Source organism: Micrococcus sp. 63XJN7_8_ISO-PGPR-S23-253, from assembly GCF_056173425.1.
The window spans coordinates 251,828-272,056 of the sequence record NZ_CM149673.1; the positions used below are offsets into that span (position 1 = coordinate 251,828).

General features: G+C 73.5%; 16 protein-coding genes. 6 read left to right on the forward strand and 10 right to left on the reverse strand.

Translation table 11 applies throughout. The features are described 5' to 3' along the window. Positions 1-289 precede the first annotated feature (289 nt). Genes AC0VX4_RS01215 through AC0VX4_RS01225 form a run of 3 tightly spaced genes read left to right on the forward strand, consistent with a single transcriptional unit; the run spans position 290 to position 3,215 of the window. Positions 290-1,252, forward strand: coding sequence for a hypothetical protein (locus AC0VX4_RS01215; protein ID WP_126860485.1), 963 nt, complete (start codon positions 290-292; stop codon positions 1,250-1,252). Beyond that, the gene (locus AC0VX4_RS01220) at positions 1,249-2,538 is read left to right on the forward strand and encodes a hypothetical protein (protein ID WP_144824962.1); all 1,290 of its coding nucleotides are present in this window, start codon (positions 1,249-1,251) and stop codon (positions 2,536-2,538) included. Before AC0VX4_RS01215 ends, AC0VX4_RS01220 begins: the two co-directional genes overlap by 4 nt. Beyond that, a complete protein-coding gene (locus tag AC0VX4_RS01225) occupies positions 2,535-3,215 on the forward strand; it encodes an ABC transporter ATP-binding protein (protein WP_060775452.1) in 681 nt (226 codons plus the stop codon). Before AC0VX4_RS01220 ends, AC0VX4_RS01225 begins: the two co-directional genes overlap by 4 nt. A 151-nt stretch (positions 3,216-3,366) precedes the next feature. Here the strand turns inward: AC0VX4_RS01225 and AC0VX4_RS01230 are convergent, their stop codons facing one another. After that, the gene (locus tag AC0VX4_RS01230) at positions 3,367-5,442 is read right to left on the reverse strand and encodes a LysM peptidoglycan-binding domain-containing protein (protein ID WP_475464469.1); all 2,076 of its coding nucleotides are present in this window, start codon (positions 5,440-5,442) and stop codon (positions 3,367-3,369) included. Positions 5,443-5,762: 320 nt separating this feature from the next. Here AC0VX4_RS01230 and AC0VX4_RS01235 point away from each other — a divergent pair, with 320 nt between their 5' ends. Further along, positions 5,763-6,092, forward strand: coding sequence for a bifunctional 3-phenylpropionate/cinnamic acid dioxygenase ferredoxin subunit (locus tag AC0VX4_RS01235; protein WP_002857882.1), 330 nt, complete (start codon positions 5,763-5,765; stop codon positions 6,090-6,092). Then, on the forward strand, positions 6,089-7,381 hold the full coding sequence (locus AC0VX4_RS01240) for an NAD(P)/FAD-dependent oxidoreductase (protein ID WP_475464470.1): 1,293 nt from the start codon (positions 6,089-6,091) through the stop codon (positions 7,379-7,381). The genes AC0VX4_RS01235 and AC0VX4_RS01240 overlap by 4 nt, the downstream gene beginning before the upstream one ends. Positions 7,382-7,441: 60 nt before the next feature. Here the strand turns inward: AC0VX4_RS01240 and AC0VX4_RS01245 are convergent, their stop codons facing one another. Then, positions 7,442-8,938: a protein adenylyltransferase SelO gene (locus AC0VX4_RS01245; RefSeq protein WP_475464471.1), complete on the reverse strand. Its 1,497-nt coding sequence runs from the start codon at positions 8,936-8,938 to the stop codon at positions 7,442-7,444. Between the two features lie 144 nt (positions 8,939-9,082). Between AC0VX4_RS01245 and AC0VX4_RS01250 the strand changes: the two genes are divergently transcribed. Continuing rightward, the gene (locus AC0VX4_RS01250) at positions 9,083-10,354 is read left to right on the forward strand and encodes a glycerophosphodiester phosphodiesterase family protein (protein ID WP_475464680.1); all 1,272 of its coding nucleotides are present in this window, start codon (positions 9,083-9,085) and stop codon (positions 10,352-10,354) included. Between the two features lie 55 nt (positions 10,355-10,409). On the opposite strand, the gene AC0VX4_RS01255 is transcribed toward AC0VX4_RS01250, so the two are convergent. The 8 genes from AC0VX4_RS01255 to AC0VX4_RS01290 form a co-directional block, all read right to left on the reverse strand. Continuing rightward, positions 10,410-11,270 (reverse strand): HpcH/HpaI aldolase family protein, encoded by an 861-nt coding sequence (locus AC0VX4_RS01255; RefSeq protein WP_475464472.1) that lies wholly within the window; start codon positions 11,268-11,270, stop codon positions 10,410-10,412. A 144-nt stretch (positions 11,271-11,414) separates the two neighbouring features. Beyond that, complete coding sequence (locus AC0VX4_RS01260; protein WP_002857895.1) at positions 11,415-12,200, reverse strand: 2-keto-4-pentenoate hydratase; 786 nt, start codon at positions 12,198-12,200, stop codon at positions 11,415-11,417. Positions 12,201-12,500: 300 nt separating this feature from the next. Next, the gene (hpaD, locus tag AC0VX4_RS01265; protein WP_155934223.1) at positions 12,501-13,667 is read right to left on the reverse strand and encodes a 3,4-dihydroxyphenylacetate 2,3-dioxygenase; all 1,167 of its coding nucleotides are present in this window, start codon (positions 13,665-13,667) and stop codon (positions 12,501-12,503) included. A 284-nt stretch (positions 13,668-13,951) separates the two neighbouring features. Then, complete coding sequence (hpaE, locus tag AC0VX4_RS01270) at positions 13,952-15,496, reverse strand: 5-carboxymethyl-2-hydroxymuconate semialdehyde dehydrogenase (RefSeq protein WP_400268816.1); 1,545 nt, start codon at positions 15,494-15,496, stop codon at positions 13,952-13,954. An 83-nt stretch (positions 15,497-15,579) separates the two neighbouring features. Then, positions 15,580-16,281, reverse strand: a complete 702-nt coding sequence (locus tag AC0VX4_RS01275; protein ID WP_475464473.1) for a GntR family transcriptional regulator — start codon at positions 16,279-16,281, stop codon at positions 15,580-15,582. Positions 16,282-16,283: 2 nt separating this feature from the next. Continuing rightward, a complete protein-coding gene (locus tag AC0VX4_RS01280; RefSeq protein ID WP_475464474.1) occupies positions 16,284-17,882 on the reverse strand; it encodes a fumarylacetoacetate hydrolase family protein in 1,599 nt (532 codons plus the stop codon). Positions 17,883-17,976: 94 nt separating this feature from the next. Further along, positions 17,977-19,191 (reverse strand): aminotransferase-like domain-containing protein, encoded by a 1,215-nt coding sequence (locus tag AC0VX4_RS01285; RefSeq protein ID WP_475464475.1) that lies wholly within the window; start codon positions 19,189-19,191, stop codon positions 17,977-17,979. Between the two features lie 72 nt (positions 19,192-19,263). Then, entirely contained in the window at positions 19,264-20,085 is an 822-nt protein-coding gene (locus AC0VX4_RS01290) for a hypothetical protein (RefSeq protein WP_475464476.1), read from the reverse strand. Positions 20,086-20,229 lie beyond the last annotated feature (144 nt).

Here is a 20,229-nt window from a genome sequence, read left to right on the forward strand (position 1 = left end):
CCGCCCCGCGCCGTGAACGACCAGCGGCACGGCACGGGCGAGGCCCTCGAGCGCGGTCGGAATGCGCCGAGGAATCTCCTTGACACCCCGTCGGGGGGAATGATGATTACCCTAATCACAGGGATGTGGGAGGAATCACAGAGGGTCAGGGGATCCTCTGGGTGCCACACAGCAAGGAGGCCATCGTGGCCCTGCTCAGGAAGACTGCGGCGTGGGGAGCCGCTGCGGTCGGTGCTGTGGCGCGGGTGCAGTACGGGGCCCTGTCCGAGCCCATCAGTGGGAACTGACCGTGACGGGCAGGGGGCTGCGGACGCTCGGGCTGCTCGTCACCCGTGCCGTGCTGCTCGTGGCACTGTGCGGGCTGGCGCTGAGCCTCGTGGGCTCCCTGTCCGTCCACCATCGGCAGTACTTCGGAGCCGCGCAGTGCGGGCCGGCCGTCTGGGACGTCGGCATCGGAGGCGGCAGCGAGGTCTGGACCATGGCAGAGGCTGCCACGACCGGGCGGAACCTCACCCTCATGGCGAGCGGGGCGGACCCCGGCGTGCGCCACCTGGCCGGCCCCGCGGCCCCGTGTCTTGCGGGCGTCGACGTGCCGACCTTGGAATCTCTGCGGGCAGCGCGAGGGTTTCTGCTGCGCGAGGGCAGCATTCTGGCCGACCGGGCCGCTCGGAGCGGGGAACTGGCCGGTCGGCCGGTGGCCCTCGCCTCCGCGGCAGACTGGCGAGGTCTCCCCGCAGACGGGGTGATCCAGCCGACCCCGGCGTTCGACAACTCCGCCTCCTACGTGGGCATCCTCGTGGGCGAGCCCGGTGATCTGGAGGGATTCCTCCAGACCCTGCGAGCGTCCGGGCTGGGAGCCGAGGCGACTCCAGCGCCCTCGGCACTGAACGCGGCCATCACGTCACCGGTGCTCGGCGTGACCGTGACGCTGACCGGCCTCACTCTGATCAGCGTCACGGCGTTCTGGGTCCTGACCATGCGTTCGACGGAGCGCGCCGCACTGCGAGTCCTACGCCTGCTGGGGGTGCCCCCGCTTCGGGCCGCGGCGTCGCGCGCCAGGGTGAGCCTGGTGCCGTTCCTCGGCGCTGCGGGGATCTCGGCCGCGCTGTGGCAGGGGATGGTGCTGACCGGTGCGGTCACGGAACCGTCCCCGCTTGTCGCAAGTGGCGTCATCCTGGTCGTGCTGCTGGGCGATGCCGTGCTCGTGGCGGCGACCCATGTGGTCTCCCTCTGGATGCGAGCGCCCCGGTGAGCCTCCGGAGTCTCGGCGTGGCCTGGAGCGACGGGCTGCGCGACACGCTGAGGTTCTGGCCGTTGGTGCTGGTCGCCTTCGTCCACGCGGTCGCCTCGTGCTCGCTCTTGGGACTGTCCTTCCAGCAGGCGAGCGAGGCGCGGGAGATCGATCGGCACCTGCAACGGTGGGAGCAGCTCGGTGCGGCCTCGTTGCGGGGCTACTACCTCGCGGGGCTAGGGGATCTGGAAGGACGCGGCAACGCCCCGGGTGAACCGCAGCAGGAGCCGCCCGAGCGCGACCTCTCTGCCGGCTCCAAGGCCGCCTCCACCGACGGCGGTCGACGCACCGCCGCGCTGTTCGCCCTCCTGGCGGACCCGCACCGGACGGCGTACACGATGGACCCCTACGGGGACCGATTCGGCGATGACCTCCCCGGCGCCCTGCTGGTGACCGAGGACTTCTTCGCCGGGTCCGGTCTCGACGAGACGATGTCTCCGACGGGTCAGTCCCCGCATCGCGAGGCCGACGGCACGGCCGCTCCCTACGCGGTGCTGGGCAGCGACTCCTCGGCGAAGGATCCGTACGCGCTCACGGTCGGGGGCGTCCTGCCACCGCCGACGCGTGTGCAGTTCCAGGACGCCATGATCCCGGTGACCGGACGGCTGGCGCCGGGCGCCACCGCTCTGGATCCGATGATGGGATCGGTTCCGCTGGACGAAGCCGCCCTGGTGGTCGTCCCGACCTCGATGCTGGCGAGCCTGTACCCGCCAGACGCGCTGGAGGGCCTCCTGCTGCGCACCATCGTCCTGGGCCAGGATGCCGTCCCGGCACTGGATGCGGCAGGACGAGCCCTCGAAACGGACGCTCTGGTGGTCACCGCCGAACCCCTGACTCCGCAGTCCTCCGCGCTGCTGCAGTCCCTGAGCGCCAGCTCCCGCACGCTGCTCGTCCTGTTCGGCGCGGCGGTGCTCGGCGCCGTCGTCTCCCTGTTCGGCGTTCTCGGCGTGCTCGCCCGGGCTCTCGCCCCCACCTGGCGGATCGCCGCGATGGTGGGCGCCGCCCGCTGGCAGGCCGCGGTGCGGATCACCGTTCCCGTGCTCTTCGCGTGGGTCCTGCCGGCCGCCGTCGGTCTCACCGCGGGTGCATCCGCCCTGCCGGGGCCGCCGTCCACCGGCCCGATGTCCGCCGCGCTCATCGCCGTCATGGCGATCGGCGCGGGCGCCACCCTGTCCTCCTGGCGCGCACTCGCGGCGACCTTCGGTCGCCGCCCCCGCCGCCACCGGCCGACCACGGAGACCACATGACCCTCCTCGAAGTCCACGACGTGGACAAGACGTTCGTCTCCGGCGGGGCGGCGGTGCCCGTCCTCCGGGAGGCCTCTCTGCTGGTCCCGGCCGGTCAGATGCACGCCGTCACCGGGCCTTCCGGGTCTGGGAAATCCACCCTGTTGCGGATCCTCGCGTGCCTGGATTCCCCGGACTCGGGTCGCGTCCTGCTGGGGGGAGAACCCCTCCCGAAGCCGTGGAGCCGGGGCGGGGACCGATATCGGAACCAGCGGTGCGGCATCGTTCTGCAGGACTTCGCCCTCATGGAGCACGCCACCGCACTGGAGAACGTGATGCTGCCCCTGCGCTACGGCCCGGACCGGGTCCCGCGTAGGGAGCAGCGACGCCGCGCGGGGGAGGCCCTCGAGCGGGTGGGGCTGGGAACGCGCGCGGGTCACCGTGCCCGCACGCTGTCCGGCGGGGAGAAGCAGCGGGTGGCCGTCGCCCGCGCTCTCATCAACGAGCCGCCGCTGGTCCTGGCGGACGAACCGACAGGGGCGCTGGATCAGGAGAGGACGCGGGACGTCGTCGACCTGCTGCGCGGAGCCGTGGGGCCTGAGCGGGCCGTGGTGGTCGTGACCCATGACCCGAGGGTGGCGGCCGCCTGCGATCGGCGCTGGCACCTCGTGGACGGGGAGCTGGCCCCACAGGACTGAGGCGGCGCGCACCCTCGTCGACTTCTCGTGGCGAGCAACGTCGGTTGACTTATCCCGGGTGCGGCGGCCTGCGACCGGTGACAACTCAACCGACGACGTCGGCCCGCACCTTCACGCGCAGGTGCGGGCCGGCGTCGTCCCGGCGGGGTGCTCAGGCGGTGCGCAGCACCATGCCCGGGTGGAGCATGGTCGAGACCGTCATGCCGTTGAGGCGCTGCAGGCGCCCCATGGAGACGCCCGTGCGCTGGGCGATGAGCCACCAGCCGTCGTTCGCCTGGACCACGTACGTGGCGGGCGAGGGCGCCGGGGCGGAGGCGGTCTGGCCGGTCCGCAGCACCATCCCCGGGTGCAGCACGGTGGTCGCGGTCATGCCGTTGAGGCGCTGGAGGGTCTCCATCGTCACGCCGGTGCGGTAGGCGATGATCCACCAGCCGTCGCCCTCGCGGACCGTGTACGTGCCCGGGGCGGGGGCCGGGGTCGGGGCAGGCGCGGGCGGGGAGGCCGGCGCCGTGGCGGCCGTGATGAGCACCATCCCCGGGTGCAGGACGGTCGACGCCGTCATGCCGTTGAGCCTCTGGAGCTCCGCGGCGGACACGCCGGTTCGTCGGGCGATGATCCACCAGCCGTCGTTCGGCTGCACCGTGTAGGTGCCGGTGGTGATCGGGGTGGGCTCCGGGGCGGTCGGGTCGGCGACGGTGCGCAGCACCATGCCCGGGTGGAGCACGGTCGACTCGGTCATGCCGTTGAGCTCCTGGAGGGTGGCCGCGGGCACGCCGGTGCGGCGGGCGATGGTCCACCAGCCGTCGTTCGGCTGCACCGTGTACGTGCCGGCGGTCGACGGCTCGGTCGTCGGGGCCGGCGTCGGAGCCGGGGTGGCCGGTGCCGGCGGCTGGCCGGCCGCCGTCGCGATGGCCTCGGCGCGGTCCCGCAGGTCGTCGAAGCGGGCCATCAGGTGCTGCCCCGGGCACGCGGTCGCGGACGTGGCCCGGTGCGGGAAGATCGTGTCCACGGTGACGGGGGTGCCCGCGGCGTACTTCGTGCTGCCGCCCGAGGTCAGGGTGACCCGGCCCCGCACGTCGATGCCGTCGCGGTACAGGTAGTAGGCGGTGGCGCGGGCCATCGCGTCCACGACCTCCTCGGACGGGGCGACCACGTCGTAGTTGCCCATCGTGGAGACGCCCATCGTGCCCCGGTTGAACCCGCCCGCGTGCGTGCCCAGCGGGTTCGAGTCCAGGGCGCCGCGGCGGCCCTCGTAGATGTTGCCGAAGCGGTCCGTGATCAGGTGGTAGGGGAAGTCGCCCCAGTCGAGGGTCTTCGTGTAGTACGCGTAGATGCCGCGCATCTGCTCCACGGCCTGGGCGCGCGTGTAGTCGTTCGTGCCGGCCGTGTGGTGGATGGTCAGCGCGCGCACCTGGCCGAACTGCGGGGAGGACTCGGCCCAGGACTCGTCCGCGCCCCACTGTGCGCGGGTGATCACGTCCGGGAGGATCTTCGCGCGCGCGTCGGAGGCCGTGGCCACGGTGCGGGCCTCGGCGGGCTCCTCGCCCCCGACGACGGCGCTCGACTTCACGCCCCGGGGCAGGCCGGCCGTCTCCGCGGCCTGCTCGGCGGTCACCGCCGGGTGCGCGCTCGCGACGGTCTCGTCCGTGGCGGCCGTGCCCGGGTCGATGAGGGACAGCTCGAGGCCGGCCGGGGCCGCGCCGTCGGCGGTGGTCACGCGCAGCTGGGCGCCGTCCGCGCCGAACGCGACGAACGGGTCCGTGCCGGTGCGCGCGGGGGCGGCGTCCTCGGGCAGGACGGGCCGATCCAGGACCTGCCACGGGCCCCAGGCCCCGTCCTGACGCACGCGGATCTCCACGCGCTCGACGGCGTCGTCCGCCGCGGTGTCCCATACGGCGGCTGCCACCGTGAACGGGCGGTCCACCACGGGCTCGCCGAGCACGACGCCGGCCGGAGCCTCCTCGGCCGGGACGAGGTTCTCGCCCTCCTGCGGGACGGTCGCGACGCCGGCGCCCTCGACGGGAGCGGCCGACGCGGGGGTCGTGGCCGTGCCGGCGGTCGTGGCACGGGCGGCGTCGTCGAGTGGGCGCGCGTCGGGGGCGCCCTCCGTGGTCGCGGACGGCGGCTGCGGGAGCAGGCCGCCGACGAGGACGGAGAGCGCGGCGACCGCGACGGCGGGCGCGAGCGGGCGGGGGGACGCGGCGGAACACGGCGGGAGAATCTTCATGCGGATGCCTTCGGAAGGTGGAGTGCCCGAGGAACGACAGGCGCGGGCCGTGTCGCCTCCCCGGGTCGGTGACGTGGTGCGGGTGGGATGAGGGCCGGAGAGCCGTCGTGATCGTAGCGTGATCGGCCATTCCCGGAGCATTTTTCGGAGGCTTGTCGGGTCATTTCACGCCCCGGTGATGTCCGGTTCATCCATTCACAGGAGGAGGCGATTCCATACCGGGGCGGAGCACAGCGGAGGGGTGTCGGGTCCGCGCCGGGGGATACGGTGACGGGAGACCACCACGGGCCGCCCGGCCCGGGAACCAGAGGAGGCAGACCATGGCGGAGCCGATCCACATCGGCGCGGCGGCGGACGTCCCGGAGGGCGAGGCGATCGTCGTCCCGGCGGCGACGGCGGGGACGAGGGACGACGTCGCGGTGTTCCACACGGACGCGGGCGAGTTCCACGCGATCGACGACACGTGCACCCACGAGGACGCCTCGCTGGCCGAGGGCTGGCTCGAGGACGACCGCGTGGAGTGCCCGCTGCACGCCGCGCAGTTCTGCCTGCGCACCGGCGAGGCGCTTTGCCTGCCCGCCACCAAGGGCGTCGGCGTGCACCGCGTCGAGGAGCGCGAGGGCCAGCTCTACCTCGTCCCCGGCGCATGAACCACGACGTCGACGCCCCGGCGGGCGTGCCCGGCTCGGTCGTGGTGGTGGTGGGCGGCGGCGTCGCGGGCTTCGCCGTGGTCCGCGAGCTGCGGCGCCGCGGCTTCGCGGGCGGGATCGCCCTCGTGGACCCGCAGGGCGTGCCCTATGACCGGCCGCCCCTGAGTAAGGAGTTCCTGACCGGCGACGCGGACGCGCACCGCCTGCTGCTCGCCCCGCCGGCATGGTTCACCGAGCACGGGGTGGAGCTGGTGGAGGACGAGGCGGTCCGGGTGGTGCCGGGCGGCGTCCACCCCGACGGCGGCCCCGCACCCCACCGGGTGGAGACGGCCTCCGGGCGGGTCCTGGACGCGGACGCGGTCGTGCTCGCCACGGGCGGGCGACCGCGGGCCCTCGACGTCGCCGGCGCCGACCACCCGGACCTGATCACCCTGCGCACCCGCGCCGACGCCGAGACCCTGCGCGACCGCCTGACGTTCGGGACCGAGGTGGCGGTCGTGGGCGGCGGCTTCACGGGGGCGGAGGTCGCGGCCGCGGCGCGCCGCTCGCTCGCCGCGGTGACGCTCGTGACCGGGACGGACGCCCCGGCTCGCGCGGCGGTCGGGCCGGCGCTGGCCGCCCGCCTGCACCGGATGCACGCCGAGCACGGGGTCGCGGTCGAGGTCGGCCGGGCGGCCTGGATCGAGCACCGGGACGCCGACGGCGGCGCCGCGCTGCCGGCCGCCCACCGGCTCCACCTCCACGACGGGCGGACCGTGGACGCCGACGTCGTGGTGCTGGCCGGGGGCACCGTGCCGGACACCGCCCTCGCCGAGGACGCCGGTCTGGAGGTGGCCGACGGAGTGCTCACGGACGCGATGGGCCGCACGACCGTGCCCGGGATCCTGGCCGCGGGTGACGCCGCGCGCGCCCGGGAGTCCGCGTGGGCGCCGTCCCGGCACTGGGAGCCGGCCCTCCGTTCCGGTACGGCCGCCGCGGCGGCGATCCTGGGGGAGCAGGCGGACGCCCCGGGCGCTCCGTGGTTCTGGTCCGACCGGTACGACGCCCACGTGGAGGCCGTGGGGGACATGACGGTGCCGGCCGGCGGGCGGATCGTGGACCGCGAGGTGCGCGGCGTCGTGGTGGCGAGCTTCGCCCTGGCCGCAGATGGGACCCTGCGCGGGGCCGCCTCGATCGACGACCCCATGACCGTCAAGGCCGCCCGGCGCATCATCGACCGGGGGATCGTGGTGGACGGCGCCGCGCTCGCGGACCCTGCCGTGCCGGTGAAGTCGCTGGCGCGGGGGTGAGGGCGCCCGTTTCGTCGACGAAAGTGGCCTGGAAAGCGCCCGTTTCGTCAACGAAAGCGGTCAGGTGCCGCAGTAGGTGACGAACGGGGCCCCGTCCGCCGGACCCGGCTGCGCGTACCGCTCGAACCCGGGGCGCGGGGTGAAGGGATCCGTGACGGCCTCGAGCAGCCGGTGGACCGCGGTGAGGTCCCCGCCCTCCGCGGCCGTCAGGGCCTCGTCGAGCAGGTGGTTCCGCGGGATGTAGACGGGGTTCACCGCGCGCATCCGGGCCGGATCGGGACCCATCGCCCGCCAGTCCGCGAGCCAGACGGCGAGCCCCGCGGGGTCCGAGGCGCCGGGGACGAGTCGTGCCGCTTCGGTGCGCGCCGCGTCGTCGTCCACGGGCGCCGCCGTGTGCTCGGCCAGCCGCACCCAGAACGAGGTCCAGTCGGCCCGCGCCGCGGCCAGCCACGGGAACAGGCGGTCGGTGAGCGCGGCGACGTCGTCCTCCGCCACCGACGCCGGGAGGCCGAGCCTGTCCCGCAGTCCGCCCCGCCACGCCGCGAGATGGGCGCCGTGGAACCTGCCCAGCGCCTCCTGGGCGAGCGCGACGGCGCGGTCGGGGTCGTCGTCGAGCACGGGCACGAGGGCCTCGCCGAGCCGGGCGAGGTTCCACGCTGCGACGGGCCCCTGATTCCCGTACGCGTACCGGCCCTGGGCGTCGATGGAGGAGAAGCTCGCGGCCGGGTCGAAGGCGTCGATGAAGGCGCAGGGGCCGTAGTCGATGGTCTCGCCGGACAGGGTCATGTTGTCCGTGTTCATCACACCGTGCACGAAGCCGACGAGCATCCAGCGGGAGACGAGCTCGGCCTGCGCGGCGATCACCGCCTCGTAGAGCGCGAGCGCGGGGTGCCCGGCGTCGGCGGCGTGCGGGTGGTGGCGGGCGATGGCCTCGTCGACGATCCGGCGCAGCACGTCCGTGGGGGCCGCCCGCTCGGGGAGGGCCGCGGCGTACTGGGCCGTGCCGACGCGCAGGTGCGATGCGGCCGTCCGGGCCAGCACCGCGCCCGGCAGCACGGTTTCGCGGCGGACCGGGTGGCCCGTGGCGACGACAGCCAGCGCCCGCGTGGTCGGCACGCCGAGGGCGTGCATCGCCTCGGAGACCACGTACTCGCGGAGCATGGGGCCGAGCACGGCCTGCCCGTCGGCGTTGCCGCGCGCGAAGGGCGTGCGACCGGAGCCCTTGAGATGCAGGTCGTGGAGCCGACCGTCCGGAGCCGTGAGCTCGCCGAGGAGGAGGGCGCGCCCGTCGCCCAGGCGGGGGGAGTAGTGGCCGAACTGGTGGCCCGCGTACGCCTGCGCGACCGGCCGCGCGTCCGGGCCGGGCTGCTCGCCGGTGAGGAAGCGGACGCCGTCGTCACTGGCGAGCCATTCGGCGTCGAGGCCGAGCTCCGCCGCGAGGCCGGCGTTGAGCAGGACGAGCTGCGGCCCGTCCGTGGCCTGGGCCTGCCAGGGCAGGGCGAGCTCCGGGAAGGTGTCGGCGAAGTGCGAGCTCAGGGTGGGGGCGGACGCGGTCATGGGGCCACGCTACGTGGGGGAGGGCGGGTGTTCACGGGCCGATCAGCCGGGCGTCACCCGTCTGTGGCATGGGCGGGCCAGGCTTCGGGCGGGCGCTGTCCGGCGCTCGTCCCTGACACAGGAAGGTCGTCTCCCGTGACGCGCATGCCCCACCCGTCGTCCCCCGCTCGCCGCTCCGCCGCCCTGCTGGCCGGCGCCGCCGTCCTCGCGGGGACCGCGGTCACCGGCCCGTTCGCCACCGCCGCCCCGGTGGAGCGACCCGCCCACGCGGCAGCGGGCTGGGGCACGGCGCACGCCAGCCAGGACGACCGCCCCGTGATCATCGGCCACCGCGGCGCGGCCGGCACCGCACCGGAGAACAGCGTCACGGCGTTCCGCGAGGCCGTGCGCGCCGGGTCCGACTACTTCGAGATCGACGTCCAGCTCTCGGCCGACGGCGTCCCCTTCCTGTTCCACGACTCCACCGGCGCCCGCACCACGAACGTGGCCGAGGTCTTCCCGGGTCGCGAGGACGACCCGATCACCAGCTTCACCTGGGCCGAGCTGCAGCAGCTCGAGATCGGCTCGGCGCACTCGGACCGGTACGCGGGCGCGCGCATCCCGCGCCTCGGGGACGCCGCGCGCGTCGCCACCCGCAACACCGGCGTCTACATCGAGATCAAGTCCCCGGCCGCGTCTCCGGGCGTCGAGCAGGTGGTCGCCGACGCGCTGCGCGAGGACCCCCGCTGGGCCCGCCTGGTTGCGGCCGGCAAGGTCGAGGTCCTCGGCTTCGACGCCGACTCCAACCGCCGCTTCGCCGAGCTGGCCCCGGAGATTCCGCTGCAGCAGCTGATGGGCACCGTGCCGGAGGCCACCGGCCTGGCCGACGTCGCCGGGTACGCCGACAGCGTCGGCACCAACTACCGCACCCTGGACGCGGCCGGCGTGGCCCGCGTGCACGACGCCGGCCTGGAGCTGGGCGTCTACACCGTGAACGACGTCGAGGCCTACGACGCGATGGTGGCCCTCGGCGTCGACCGGGTCACGGGCGACTTCCCCGTGCAGATGGTCCGTCACGCCGCCGGCCGGGACGCGTTTCCGCAGAACAACGGCGTGCGCATCCTGGACTCCGTGAACGACGTCCCGGGCGTGGACCTGCAGCCGGAGACCGGGGAGCACGTGGTGCTCGTCAACGAGGGCACGCACCCGGTGGACGTCTCCGGCTACGTCCTGCGCGACGCCGCGTACAACGTCCTCACCGTGGGGGAGGGCTATGTCCTCGAGCCGGGCGAGACGCTGCGCGTGTACACCGGCCCGGGCACCGACGCCGCGGACGCCTACTACAACAACGGCACCGCCAACGTGCTCAACAACGGCGGGGAGTCGCTCGGCCTGTTCACCGCGAACGGGCGGCTGCTCGACACCTTCGGGAACTGACCCGTCCGCGGCGGGCGCGCCTCAGCCCGAGGCGGGCCCGCTCGCGTCGCGGACCTCAGTACGACGCGCGGGGCGCGCCCTCCCCGTCGCCCGCGGCGTCGCTCGGGGCGGGGCACCAGCGGTCGGCGAGGGCTTCGGCGGCGCGGGCCAGCAGGGCGACGTCGGCGCCCACGTTGACGTAGTCTGCACCGGCGGCGGCATAGGCGTCGGCCTGCGCGGGCACGAACGCGTTGACGCCCACGATCTTCCCGGCGGCCTTGACCTTCGCGATGACCTCCTCGACCGCGGCCACCACCTCCGGGTGCGACTGCTGGCCGAGCAGGCCCAGGGACGCGGAGAGGTCCGAGGGGCCGATGAAGACGCCGTCGATCCCGTCCACCGCCGCGATCTCGTCCGCGTTGCGCACGCCCGCGGCCGTCTCGATCTGCACGATCACGGAGACGTGGTCCGCCGCGCCGGGCAGGTAGCCGGGGATCCGGTTCCAGCGGCCCGATCGTGCCAGAGCGGAGCCCACGCCGCGCACCCCGCCCTCGGCAGAGCCGTCCGGGTAGTGGGCGGCGGCCACGGCGCTGCGGGCCATCGCGGCGTCGTCGACCATGGGCACCAGCAGCGTCTGGGCGCCCAGGTCCAGGAACTGCTTGATGGCCACGGTGTCCAGCGCCGGCACACGCACCAGGGTGGGCACACGGTAGCCGGCGATCGTGCGCAGCTGGGCGAGGACGTCCTGCAGGGTCAGCGGGGCATGCTCGGCGTCGATGAGCAGGTAGTCGAGGCCCGCGCCGGCGCAGATCTCCGCCGTCGTCGGGTCGCCGGAGGAGAGGAACATGCCGGCGGCGGGGCGGCCCCCACGGGCGGTGACGGCCTCGGGCGTGAAGAGGTCGCGGAACAGCGGCTGCGGGTTGTGGCGGACGGGCATGGGACGTTCCTCCGGGGTTCTCCGCGCCCTCCACCCGACGCGGGTTGAGTTGTCGCGGGTGGAGCGGGGTCGTACTGGTGATAGGTCAACCCGCGTTGCGGGCGGCGGGCGAGCGGGGCGGGGCGACGACGACGGGCGGGCGGCTCAGGCGAAGCGGCAGGTGATGGTTCCCAGCGGGCCGTAGTCGGCGTAGACGGTGTCGCCCTCGTAGACCCACATCGGGCGGGTGAAGGAGCCGGCGAGCACGATCTCACCGGCCTCGAGCGCGTCCCCGTGCTCGGCGATGCGGTTGGCCAGCCAGTGCACGCCGTTGGCCGGGTGGTTCAGCACGCCCGCGGCCACCCCGGTCTCGATGATCTCCTCGTTGCGGGAGAGGATGCCGGCGACCCACCGCAGGTCGACGTCGTGTACGCCCACGGGGCGGCCACCGATCACCAGGGAGCCCAGCGCGGCGTTGTCCGAGATGGTGTCCGTGATGGTGCGGCCGGCCATCTCGATGCGCGAGTCCAGCACCTCCAGCGCGGGCACCACGTACTCGGTGGCGCGCAGCACGTCCATCAGGTTCAGGCCGGGCCCGCGCAGCTCGTCCTTGAGCACGAACGCCAGCTCCATCTCGATGCGCGGGTGGGTGTACTTCTTCCACTCGTACACGTGGCCGGACTCGAACACCTGGTCGTCGAAGATCACGCCGTAGTCCGGCTCGTCGATCCCGGTCGCGTCCTGCATGGCCTTGGAGGTCAGGCCGATCTTGTGGCCCACCTTGCGGCGGCCCGCCTCGACCTGGCGCTCGGCCCAGATGCGCTGGACGGCGTACGAGTCCTCGATCTCCATCTGCGGGTAGCGCGCGGTCAGCCGTGGCACGGGCACGCGGTCGATGCCCGCGCGGTGCAGCTCGTCGGCGATCTTGACGTGGGTCTCGTGGTCCAGCACAGCGGTCTCCTTCACGACGACGGGCAGGGGCCTGGCCTTGATCGTATACGATTGCGCGGCTCGGCCCCCGGCCTCATCGCCATCCTGTCACCGCCGGGACACCCCTGCTCCCCACGCTTCGAGGCGGGAAATCGAGCTCAAACTGGCCCTCCCGGCTCGAATGAGGTGGATTTTCCGCCTCGAACGGCGTGGGGCGGGGGGACGCGGAGGGTGGCAGGGGGTGCGGCCGACGACGGCGGGCACCTGCGTGGGGTGCCCGCCGTCGGCGGGGTGTCCCGGAGCGGCGCCCGGCAGTGCCGGTCAGAGCTGGTTGCCGAGCTTGTACTCGCCCTGCTTCCACTCCGGCATGGACTCCTCGCCCTGCTCCTCGCGGGTATAGGAGAAGCCGTCGGCGCCGATGGTCACGGCCATCTCCGAGTCGTCGGTGCGGGAGACCAGCGGCTGCAGGTTGCCGTCGAGGTCCAGCACGCGGGAGGCGTCGGTGTACCAGGACGGCACGACCGGGGTGCCCCACCAGTCGCGGCGCTGGTTGTCGTGCACGTCCCAGGTGACCACGGGGTTGTCCGGGTCACCGGTGTAGTAGTCCTGGGTGTAGACCTCCACGCGGTGGCCGTCCGGGTCGCGCAGGTAGAGGTAGAACGCGTTGGAGACGCCGTGGCGACCCGGGCCGCGCTCGATGTGGTCGGACATGCGCAGGGCGCCGAGCTTGTCGCAGATCGCCAGGATGTTGTGCTTCTCGTGCGTGGCGAAGCACACGTGGTGCATTCGGGGGCCGTCGCCGCCGGTCATGGCGGTGTCGTGCACGGTGGGCTTGCGGCGCATCCACGCGGCGTAGACGGTGCCGTTCTCGTCCTGGATGTCCTCGGTGACGCGGAAGCCCAGGTCCTGCATGTAGCGGGCGGCGCGTGGCACATCCGGGGTCACCTGGTTGAAGTGGTCCAGGCGGACCAGGGCGCCCGGGGTGTAGAGGTCGTAGCGCCAGGCCAGGCGCTCCACGTGCTCGACGTCGTGGAAGAACTCGTAGGGGAAGCCCAGCGGGTCCTCGACGCGCACGGAGTCGCCGACGCCCTTGACGAAGCCGTCCTTCCGGCGCTCGACGCGGCAGCCCAGCTCCTCGTAGAAGGCGACCGCCTTGTCCAGGTCCTCGGGGGTGCGCACGCGGTAGGAGAACGCGGCCACGGCGGCGGTCTCGCCCTGGCGCAGCACCAGGTTGTGGTGGATGAACTCCTCCATGGAGCGCAGGTAGACGGTCTCCTCGTCCTCCTCGGTGACCACGAGGCCGAGCACGTCCACGTAGAACTCGCGGGAGGCGGCGAGGTCCGTGACCACGAGCTCCATCGAGGCGCAGCGCAGGATGTCCGGCGCCTCGGACGTCGGGGTGGGGAGGGGGTTCTCCGGGGTGATGGGCGCTTCCTTGGTGACGAAGAAGCCGGAGGAGGTCTTCTGGCGGCTCTCGAGGTTGGTCATCGGTGCTCCTTGGTGAGGGGGCGGTGCGCTGTGGCCTGGGACACGGTCACGGGCTCGATCGTATACGATCCGGACGGCTGGCGGGAAGGCCGCCGAGGAACGCGGGTTGAGTTGTCGCGGGTCCGGGGCGCCCGCACCCGCGACAACTCAACCCGCGTCGGGGCCCGCGTCGGGGGGGCCGGGGGGGCCGGGGGAGGGAGCCGGCCCGGCCCCAGCACGACGACGGCGCCCGCACCGTCGCGCAGAGGGTGCGGGCGCCGTCGTCGTCGCCGGTGGGCGCAGGGTCAGCCGTCGATCTTCGCCGCGGCCTGCTCCTGCTTGCCGAACACCGGGTTGTGGACCTCGCCGAGGTTGATGTGCACGGCCTGCTGGTCGGTGTAGAAGTCGATCGAGCGGTAGCCGCCCTCGTGGCCCAGGCCGGAGGCCTTCACCCCGCCGAACGGGGTGCGCAGGTCCCGCACGTTGTTGGAGTTCAGCCACACCATGCCGGCCTCCACGTTCTGCGCGACGTTGTGGGCGCGCTTGAGGTCGTTGGTCCAGATGTAGGCGGCCAGGCCGTACTTGGTGTTGTTGGCCAGCTGCAGGGCCTCCTCCTCCGTGTCGAACGGGGTGATGGCCACCACCGGGCCGAAGATCTCCTCCTGGAAGATCCGGGCGTCCGGGGCCACGTCCGCGAACACGGTGGGCTGCACGAAGTTGCCCTCGGGGAAGCCCTCCGGGCGGTCACCGCCGGCCACCAGGCGGGCCTCGGTCTTGCCGATCTCCACGTAGGACATGACCTTCTCGAAGTGCTCCGGGTGCACGATGGCGCCGACCTCGGTGGTCTCGTCGTCCGGCAGGCCGACCTTCACGCGGGAGGCCTGGGCGGCGTAGCGCTCCACGAACTCGTCGTAGACGGAACGCTGGACCAGGATGCGGGAGCCGGCGGTGCAGCGCTCGCCGTTCAGGGAGAACACGCCGAAGATGGTCGCGTCGATCGCCGCGTCCAGGTCCGCGTCCTCGAACACCACGGCCGGGGACTTGCCGCCGAGCTCCATGGACAGGCCCTTCAGGTGCGGGGCGGCGTTGGCGAAGATGATCTGGCCGGTGCGGGACTCGCCGGTGAAGGAGATCAGCGGCACGTCCGGGTGCTTCACGAGCGGGTCGCCCGCGTAGCCCTCCTCGCCGAAGCCGTGCACCATGTTGAACACGCCCTTCGGCAGGCCGGCCTCCTCGAAGATGTCGCCCCACAGGGAGGCCGAGAGCGGGGTGAACTCCGCCGGCTTCAGGACCACCGAGTTGCCGGTGGCGATGGCCGGGGCCAGCTTCCAGGACTCCAGCATGAACGGGGTGTTCCACGGGGTGATCAGGCCGGCGACGCCGATCGGCTTGCGGTTCACGTAGTTGATCTGGCGGCCCGGCACCTTGAAGGTGTCGTCATGCTGGGCCACGATCAGGTCCGCGAAGAAGCGGAAGTTCTCGGCGGCGCGGGCGGCCTGGCCCCTCGCTTGCTTGATCGGCAGGCCGGTGTCGAAGCACTCCATCTCGGCCAGCTGGTCGCCGCGGGTCTCCATGATGTCGGCGATCGCGTGCAGCACGCGGGAGCGTTGGCGCGGCAGGGCCTGGGACCATTCGCCGGACTCGAAGGCCCGCTTGGCGGCGGCGACGGCGCGGTCGATGTCCGCGGCCTTGCCGGAGGCGGCCGTCAGGTACGGCTCGTTGGTCACCGGGTCGAGCACCTCGAAGGTGTCGCCGTCGATCGAGTCGACGAACTCGCCGTCGATGTAGTGGCGCAGGACGTCGGGCAGGCCCTCGGGCGTGCGGGCCTCGATGCTGGTCTTCTCCGTCATGGTGTCTCTTTCGCTGAGTGCTTCGGGTGGGTCTGATGATCGGGGCCTGGAGCAGCCGGCGTCGGCGCCGGTCCGGCCGGCGGTCACGCGGACGGCTCGGCGCCGTGATCCAGGTAGGCGTGCAGGGTGTTCAGGCGGTGGGCGCGGGCGGCGGCCTCGATCTCCTCGAAGCGCGCCCCGTCCTCGATCAGGCGCAGCAGGTGCTCGTGCTCGTCCACGGAGGCCACCGCCCGACCGGGCACGTACGCGAACGTGGAGGAGCGCAGCGCGGCCAGGCGGTTCCAGCCGCGGTGCACCAGGTCGTGCACGTGCTCGTTCTGGTGATGCTCGAACAGGATCGAGTGGAAGCGGCGGTTGAGCTCGGTGAACGCCACCGGGTCCCAGGCCGTCTCCGACTCCGTCATCGCGCGCATGGTCGCGTTCACCTCGCGGGCCGCCGCGAGGTCCTCGGCGGTCACGTGCGGGGCGCACTGGGCGGTGGAGAACCCCTCCACCAGCGCCAGCGTCTCCATGGTGTGGCGGTACTCGACCGGATCGATGCCGACCACGGTCGCGCCCACGTTGCGCTCGTAGGCCACCAGCTTCTCGGACTGCAGGCGGCGGATCGCCTCCCGCACGGGCACCACGGACATGCCCAGCTCCGCGGCGATCTGGGACAGCACCAGCCGGTCGCCCGGCTCGTGGCGCTGGTCCCGGATCCCCTCGAGGATCGCCTGGTAGGCGCGGTCCGCCTTGGAGACGGGGGCGCCTGCGAGGCCGACCGTTCCGATGTCCGTGCGGCGCATGCTCAGGCGTCGCCCTCCGGGGCCGGGGCGTCCGGCAGGGTCTTGCGGTACTCGTCGAACGTGGCCTTCCACTCGGCGTTCGGCGGGAACATCCCGTCCACCGGGTAGCCGGCCTTGACCTGCTCGTACGCCCAGGCGTCCTGGAGCTCCTGCTCGTAGGCGTCGTCCACGACCTCCTGGAGCAGGGACGGCGGGATGACCACCACGCCGTCGTCGTCGCCGACGATGATGTCGCCGGGCTGCACGGTGGTGCCGCCGCAGGCGATGGTGCCGCCGACCTCCCACGGGATGTGACGGCGGCCCAGCACCGCCGGGTGCGTGGCGCCGGCGTACACCTGGAGGCCGACCTCGGCGACGGCGGCGGAGTCGCGGATGCCGCCGTCCGTGATCACGGCGTTCGCGCCGTTCACCTGGGCGCGCAGGGCCAGGACGTCCCCGAGGGTGCCGGTGCCGTGCTCGCCACGGGCCTCCATGACCACGACGTCGTCCGGCTGCACCGAGTCGATGGCCCGCTTCTGGGCGTTGAAGCCGCCGCCGAACTCCTTGAACAGGTCCTCGCGCTTGGGGATGTAGCGCAGGGTCTTGGCGTAGCCGAGGACGCGCCGACCCCGGTGGATCGGGCGCGGACCGTCGATGGTCGCGTTCTGGATGCCGCGCTTCTGCAGCTGGGCGGTGAGGGTGGCCACCGCGATGGCGTCGATCTTGGCGCGCAGCTGAGGGGTCAGCAGGGAGCGGTCCGGCTGCGGGGCACTCGCGACCCAGTGGCCGTTCTCGTCCACCGCGGACGATGACGGCGCCGCGGCCTGCGGGGCCAGGCCGGCGGCCTGGCGGGAGCCCCAGGCCTCCTCGCGCTGCACGTCGTCCACCTGCGGCTGCGCGCCGAACGGGGCCAGGGCGTGCTCCGAGTCGACGACCGTCGTCACCAGGCGGCCGGTGGTCGGGGCGCCGGGGGCGCTGGGGGCGTCCACCTCCACCTCGACGACGTCGCCCGGCTGGGCCACGGAGGATCCGGCGGGGGTGCCGGTGAGGATGACGTCGCCCTCCTCGAGCGTCATGAGCTGCGAGAGGTCGGCCACGAGCTGGCCGAACGGGAAGACGAGGCCCTCGGTGGTGTCGTCCTGGACGATCTCGCCGTTGACCCAGGTGCGCACGCGCAGGGCGGCCGGGTCCAGGCCCGCGGCGGAGATCACCGCGGGGCCGAGCGGGGTGTAGCCGTCGCCGGACTTGTTCTTGACGTTGGAGCCCTTGTCCGCGTGGCGGAGGTCGTAGAGGCCCCAGTCGTTGGCGGCGGTGATGCCGGAGACGTGGCTCCAGCCCTCCTCCGGGCTGACGCGCCGGGCGGTGCGGCCGATGATCAGCGCGATCTCGCCCTCGTAGGCGAGCAGCTCGGTGCCGGCGGGGCGCTCGATGGTGTCGCCGCTGCGGGCGATGGAGGTGCCGGCCTTGAGGAAGTAGCCGGGGGCCTGCGGGGACCGGCCCCGCTGGGCGATGCGGGACGGGTAGTTCAGGTGCAGGGCGAGCACCTTGCCCGGCCGGCTCTCCCGGACGGTGAAGTCGTGCTCGGTGACGGTGGGCGTGGGGTCCGGTGTGCTCTGCGTCATGGTCGAGATCGTATACGATCCCGTGGGCCGGGGGAAGAGGTCGCACGCCCGGCGGACGCGCCGGGCCGACGTCGTCGCGGACGCCCGCCGCGGCTCAGCGGGCCCGGGCGATCGACTCGTTCACCGCGGGGGCCAGGCGCCGCACGCCCTCCACGAGCTTCTCGGCGTCCACGAACGAGTACGCCAGGCGCAGGGTGGAGTGCGTGCCCTCGACGGGGGTGAAGGCCGCCCCCGGCACGAACACCGCGCCCGCCTCGATGCCGCGGTGCATCACCTCGAGGGTGTCCACCCCGGCCGGCAGGGTGGCCCACAGGAAGAAGCCACCCTGCGGGGTGATGAACTCGACCCCCGGGTCCCAGTGCTCCCGCACCGCGTCCACGAGCGCCCCGGCCCGCTCGCGGTACAGCCCGGTCACGTGGCGGACGTGGCCCTGCCAGTCCAGCTGCGTGACGAAGGCGGTGGAGAGCATCTGCGCGTACGTGGACGCGTGGATGTAGGCGGACTCCGCGCACAGGTAGAACTCGCGCTGGAGCGCGGCCGGCACGAGCGCCCAGCCGATGCGCACGCCCGGGGAGAAGATCTTGGACATCGTGCCGAGGTGGACCACGTTGTCCCGGTGGTCGGCGGCGATCGGGGCGACGGGCTCGCCGTCGAACGCGATCTGCCCGTACGGGTTGTCCTCCACGATGAGCACGCCGTGCTTCTCGCAGATCGCGCCCACCTCGGCGCGGCGGCCCGGGGGCAGCAGGGCGCCCGACGGGTTCGCGAACGAGGGGATCGTGTAGAGGAAGGCCACGCGGCGGCCCTCGGCGGCCAGGCGGGTCAGGGTCTCGTCGAGGGCCGCGGGCACCAGGCCGTGGTCGTCGGTGCCCGTGGCCACGGCCTCGAGCTGCCACGTGTTGAAGGTGGTCAACGCGCCCACGAACGTGGGGTCCTCCACCACGACGACGTCGCCCGGGTTCCCGAACGCCCGGCAGGCGGTGTCGATCGCGGCCTGCGAGCCGGGGGTGATGACCACGAGGTCGGGGTCCGCGTCCGGGATGCCGTCGGCGGCCATGACGGCGGTCGCGGCGGCACGCATCTCCTCGGTGCCCTGGCCGGGGCCGTACTGCAGGGACTCCGTGCCGAACCGGGTCATCAGGTCGGAGGCGATCCGGCCCAGCTCGTCGAGGGGCAGGTCGGCGAGCCACGGGTTCCCGCCCGCGAGCGAGACGAGGTTCGGGTCCATCGCGATGTCGAAGACGTCGCGGACCGCGGACTGCTTCACGCCGACGGCGCGCTGGGACAGGTGATCTCGGAGGTTCCGCACGCTCGGCACCCTATAGCACGGCGCGGCCGTGCCTGAACGTCCGATGACGGGCGACGACGGCGGGTCGCCCGGTCAGGGGGCGCTCGGCTCCTGACCGGGGGACCATGTGCCCTGGGTCGGCTCGGCGGGACCCCACGACGACTCCTCGGCCGGCGCCCAGGTGTCGTCCGAGGGCTCGGCCGGAGCCCAGGTCGAGGGCTCGGCCGGCGCCCACGTGTCCTCGGACGGCTCGCCCTCCGGCGCCCACGTCTGCTCGCCGGCTCCGTCGCTCGGCTCCCCACTCGGTGTGGGGTCCCCCTGTGGGACGTCCACGGACTCGCCGAGGCGGAGCGGCTCGAGCCCCAGCACGTCGTCGAGGTCCCGGCCGTCCACCTCGAGCCGGACCTGTCCCGCGGACGTGTAGGCGGCGGCGGTCGCCTGCAGCTGGGCGCGGATCCGCTCGGCCGTGCAGTCGTCCTCCGGCGTCACGGTGCCGGTGAAGGTGAAGATCTCCACGTCGCCCTCGCGGCGGTGCCCGGTCGGGATGAGGCTCTCGCGCACGTCGAACACGGCGTTCCACAACGACGGGTCGCCGTGCCAGCCGCGCTCGTCCGCGAACAGGAAGTCCAGGGCGGCGTCCGCCTCGTCCTCGGTGTCCGTCGGCACGGTCTGCACGGGCACCAGCAGGTCGCCGCAGCCGAAGGGCCGGCCGCTCGTCCCCGGGACCGCCTCCGCCTCGGCGACGGCGAGGTGGACCGTCAGCGGCTGGTACCCCTCCGTCGCCGGCAGGGGCACGCCGTCGTCGGACGCCGAGTCCTCGGCCGGGCCGGGGTCGACCGCGCAGCCGGCCAGCAGGCACGCGGCCGCCACGGCGCCCGTGAGCCGCAGGGCGCGGGAAGGGGAGGACGGGCGCATCGGGTACTCCTGGCGGTCGGGGCACGGCGGCGTCGGACGGGCCGACGGCCCCTCCATGCTACGGCCGTCCGCCTCGCCCGCCGCGAGCGGGTGTGAGGCCCCCACGGGTGGGAAGGGGCCCGCGGGCGGACGGCCACGGCGGGA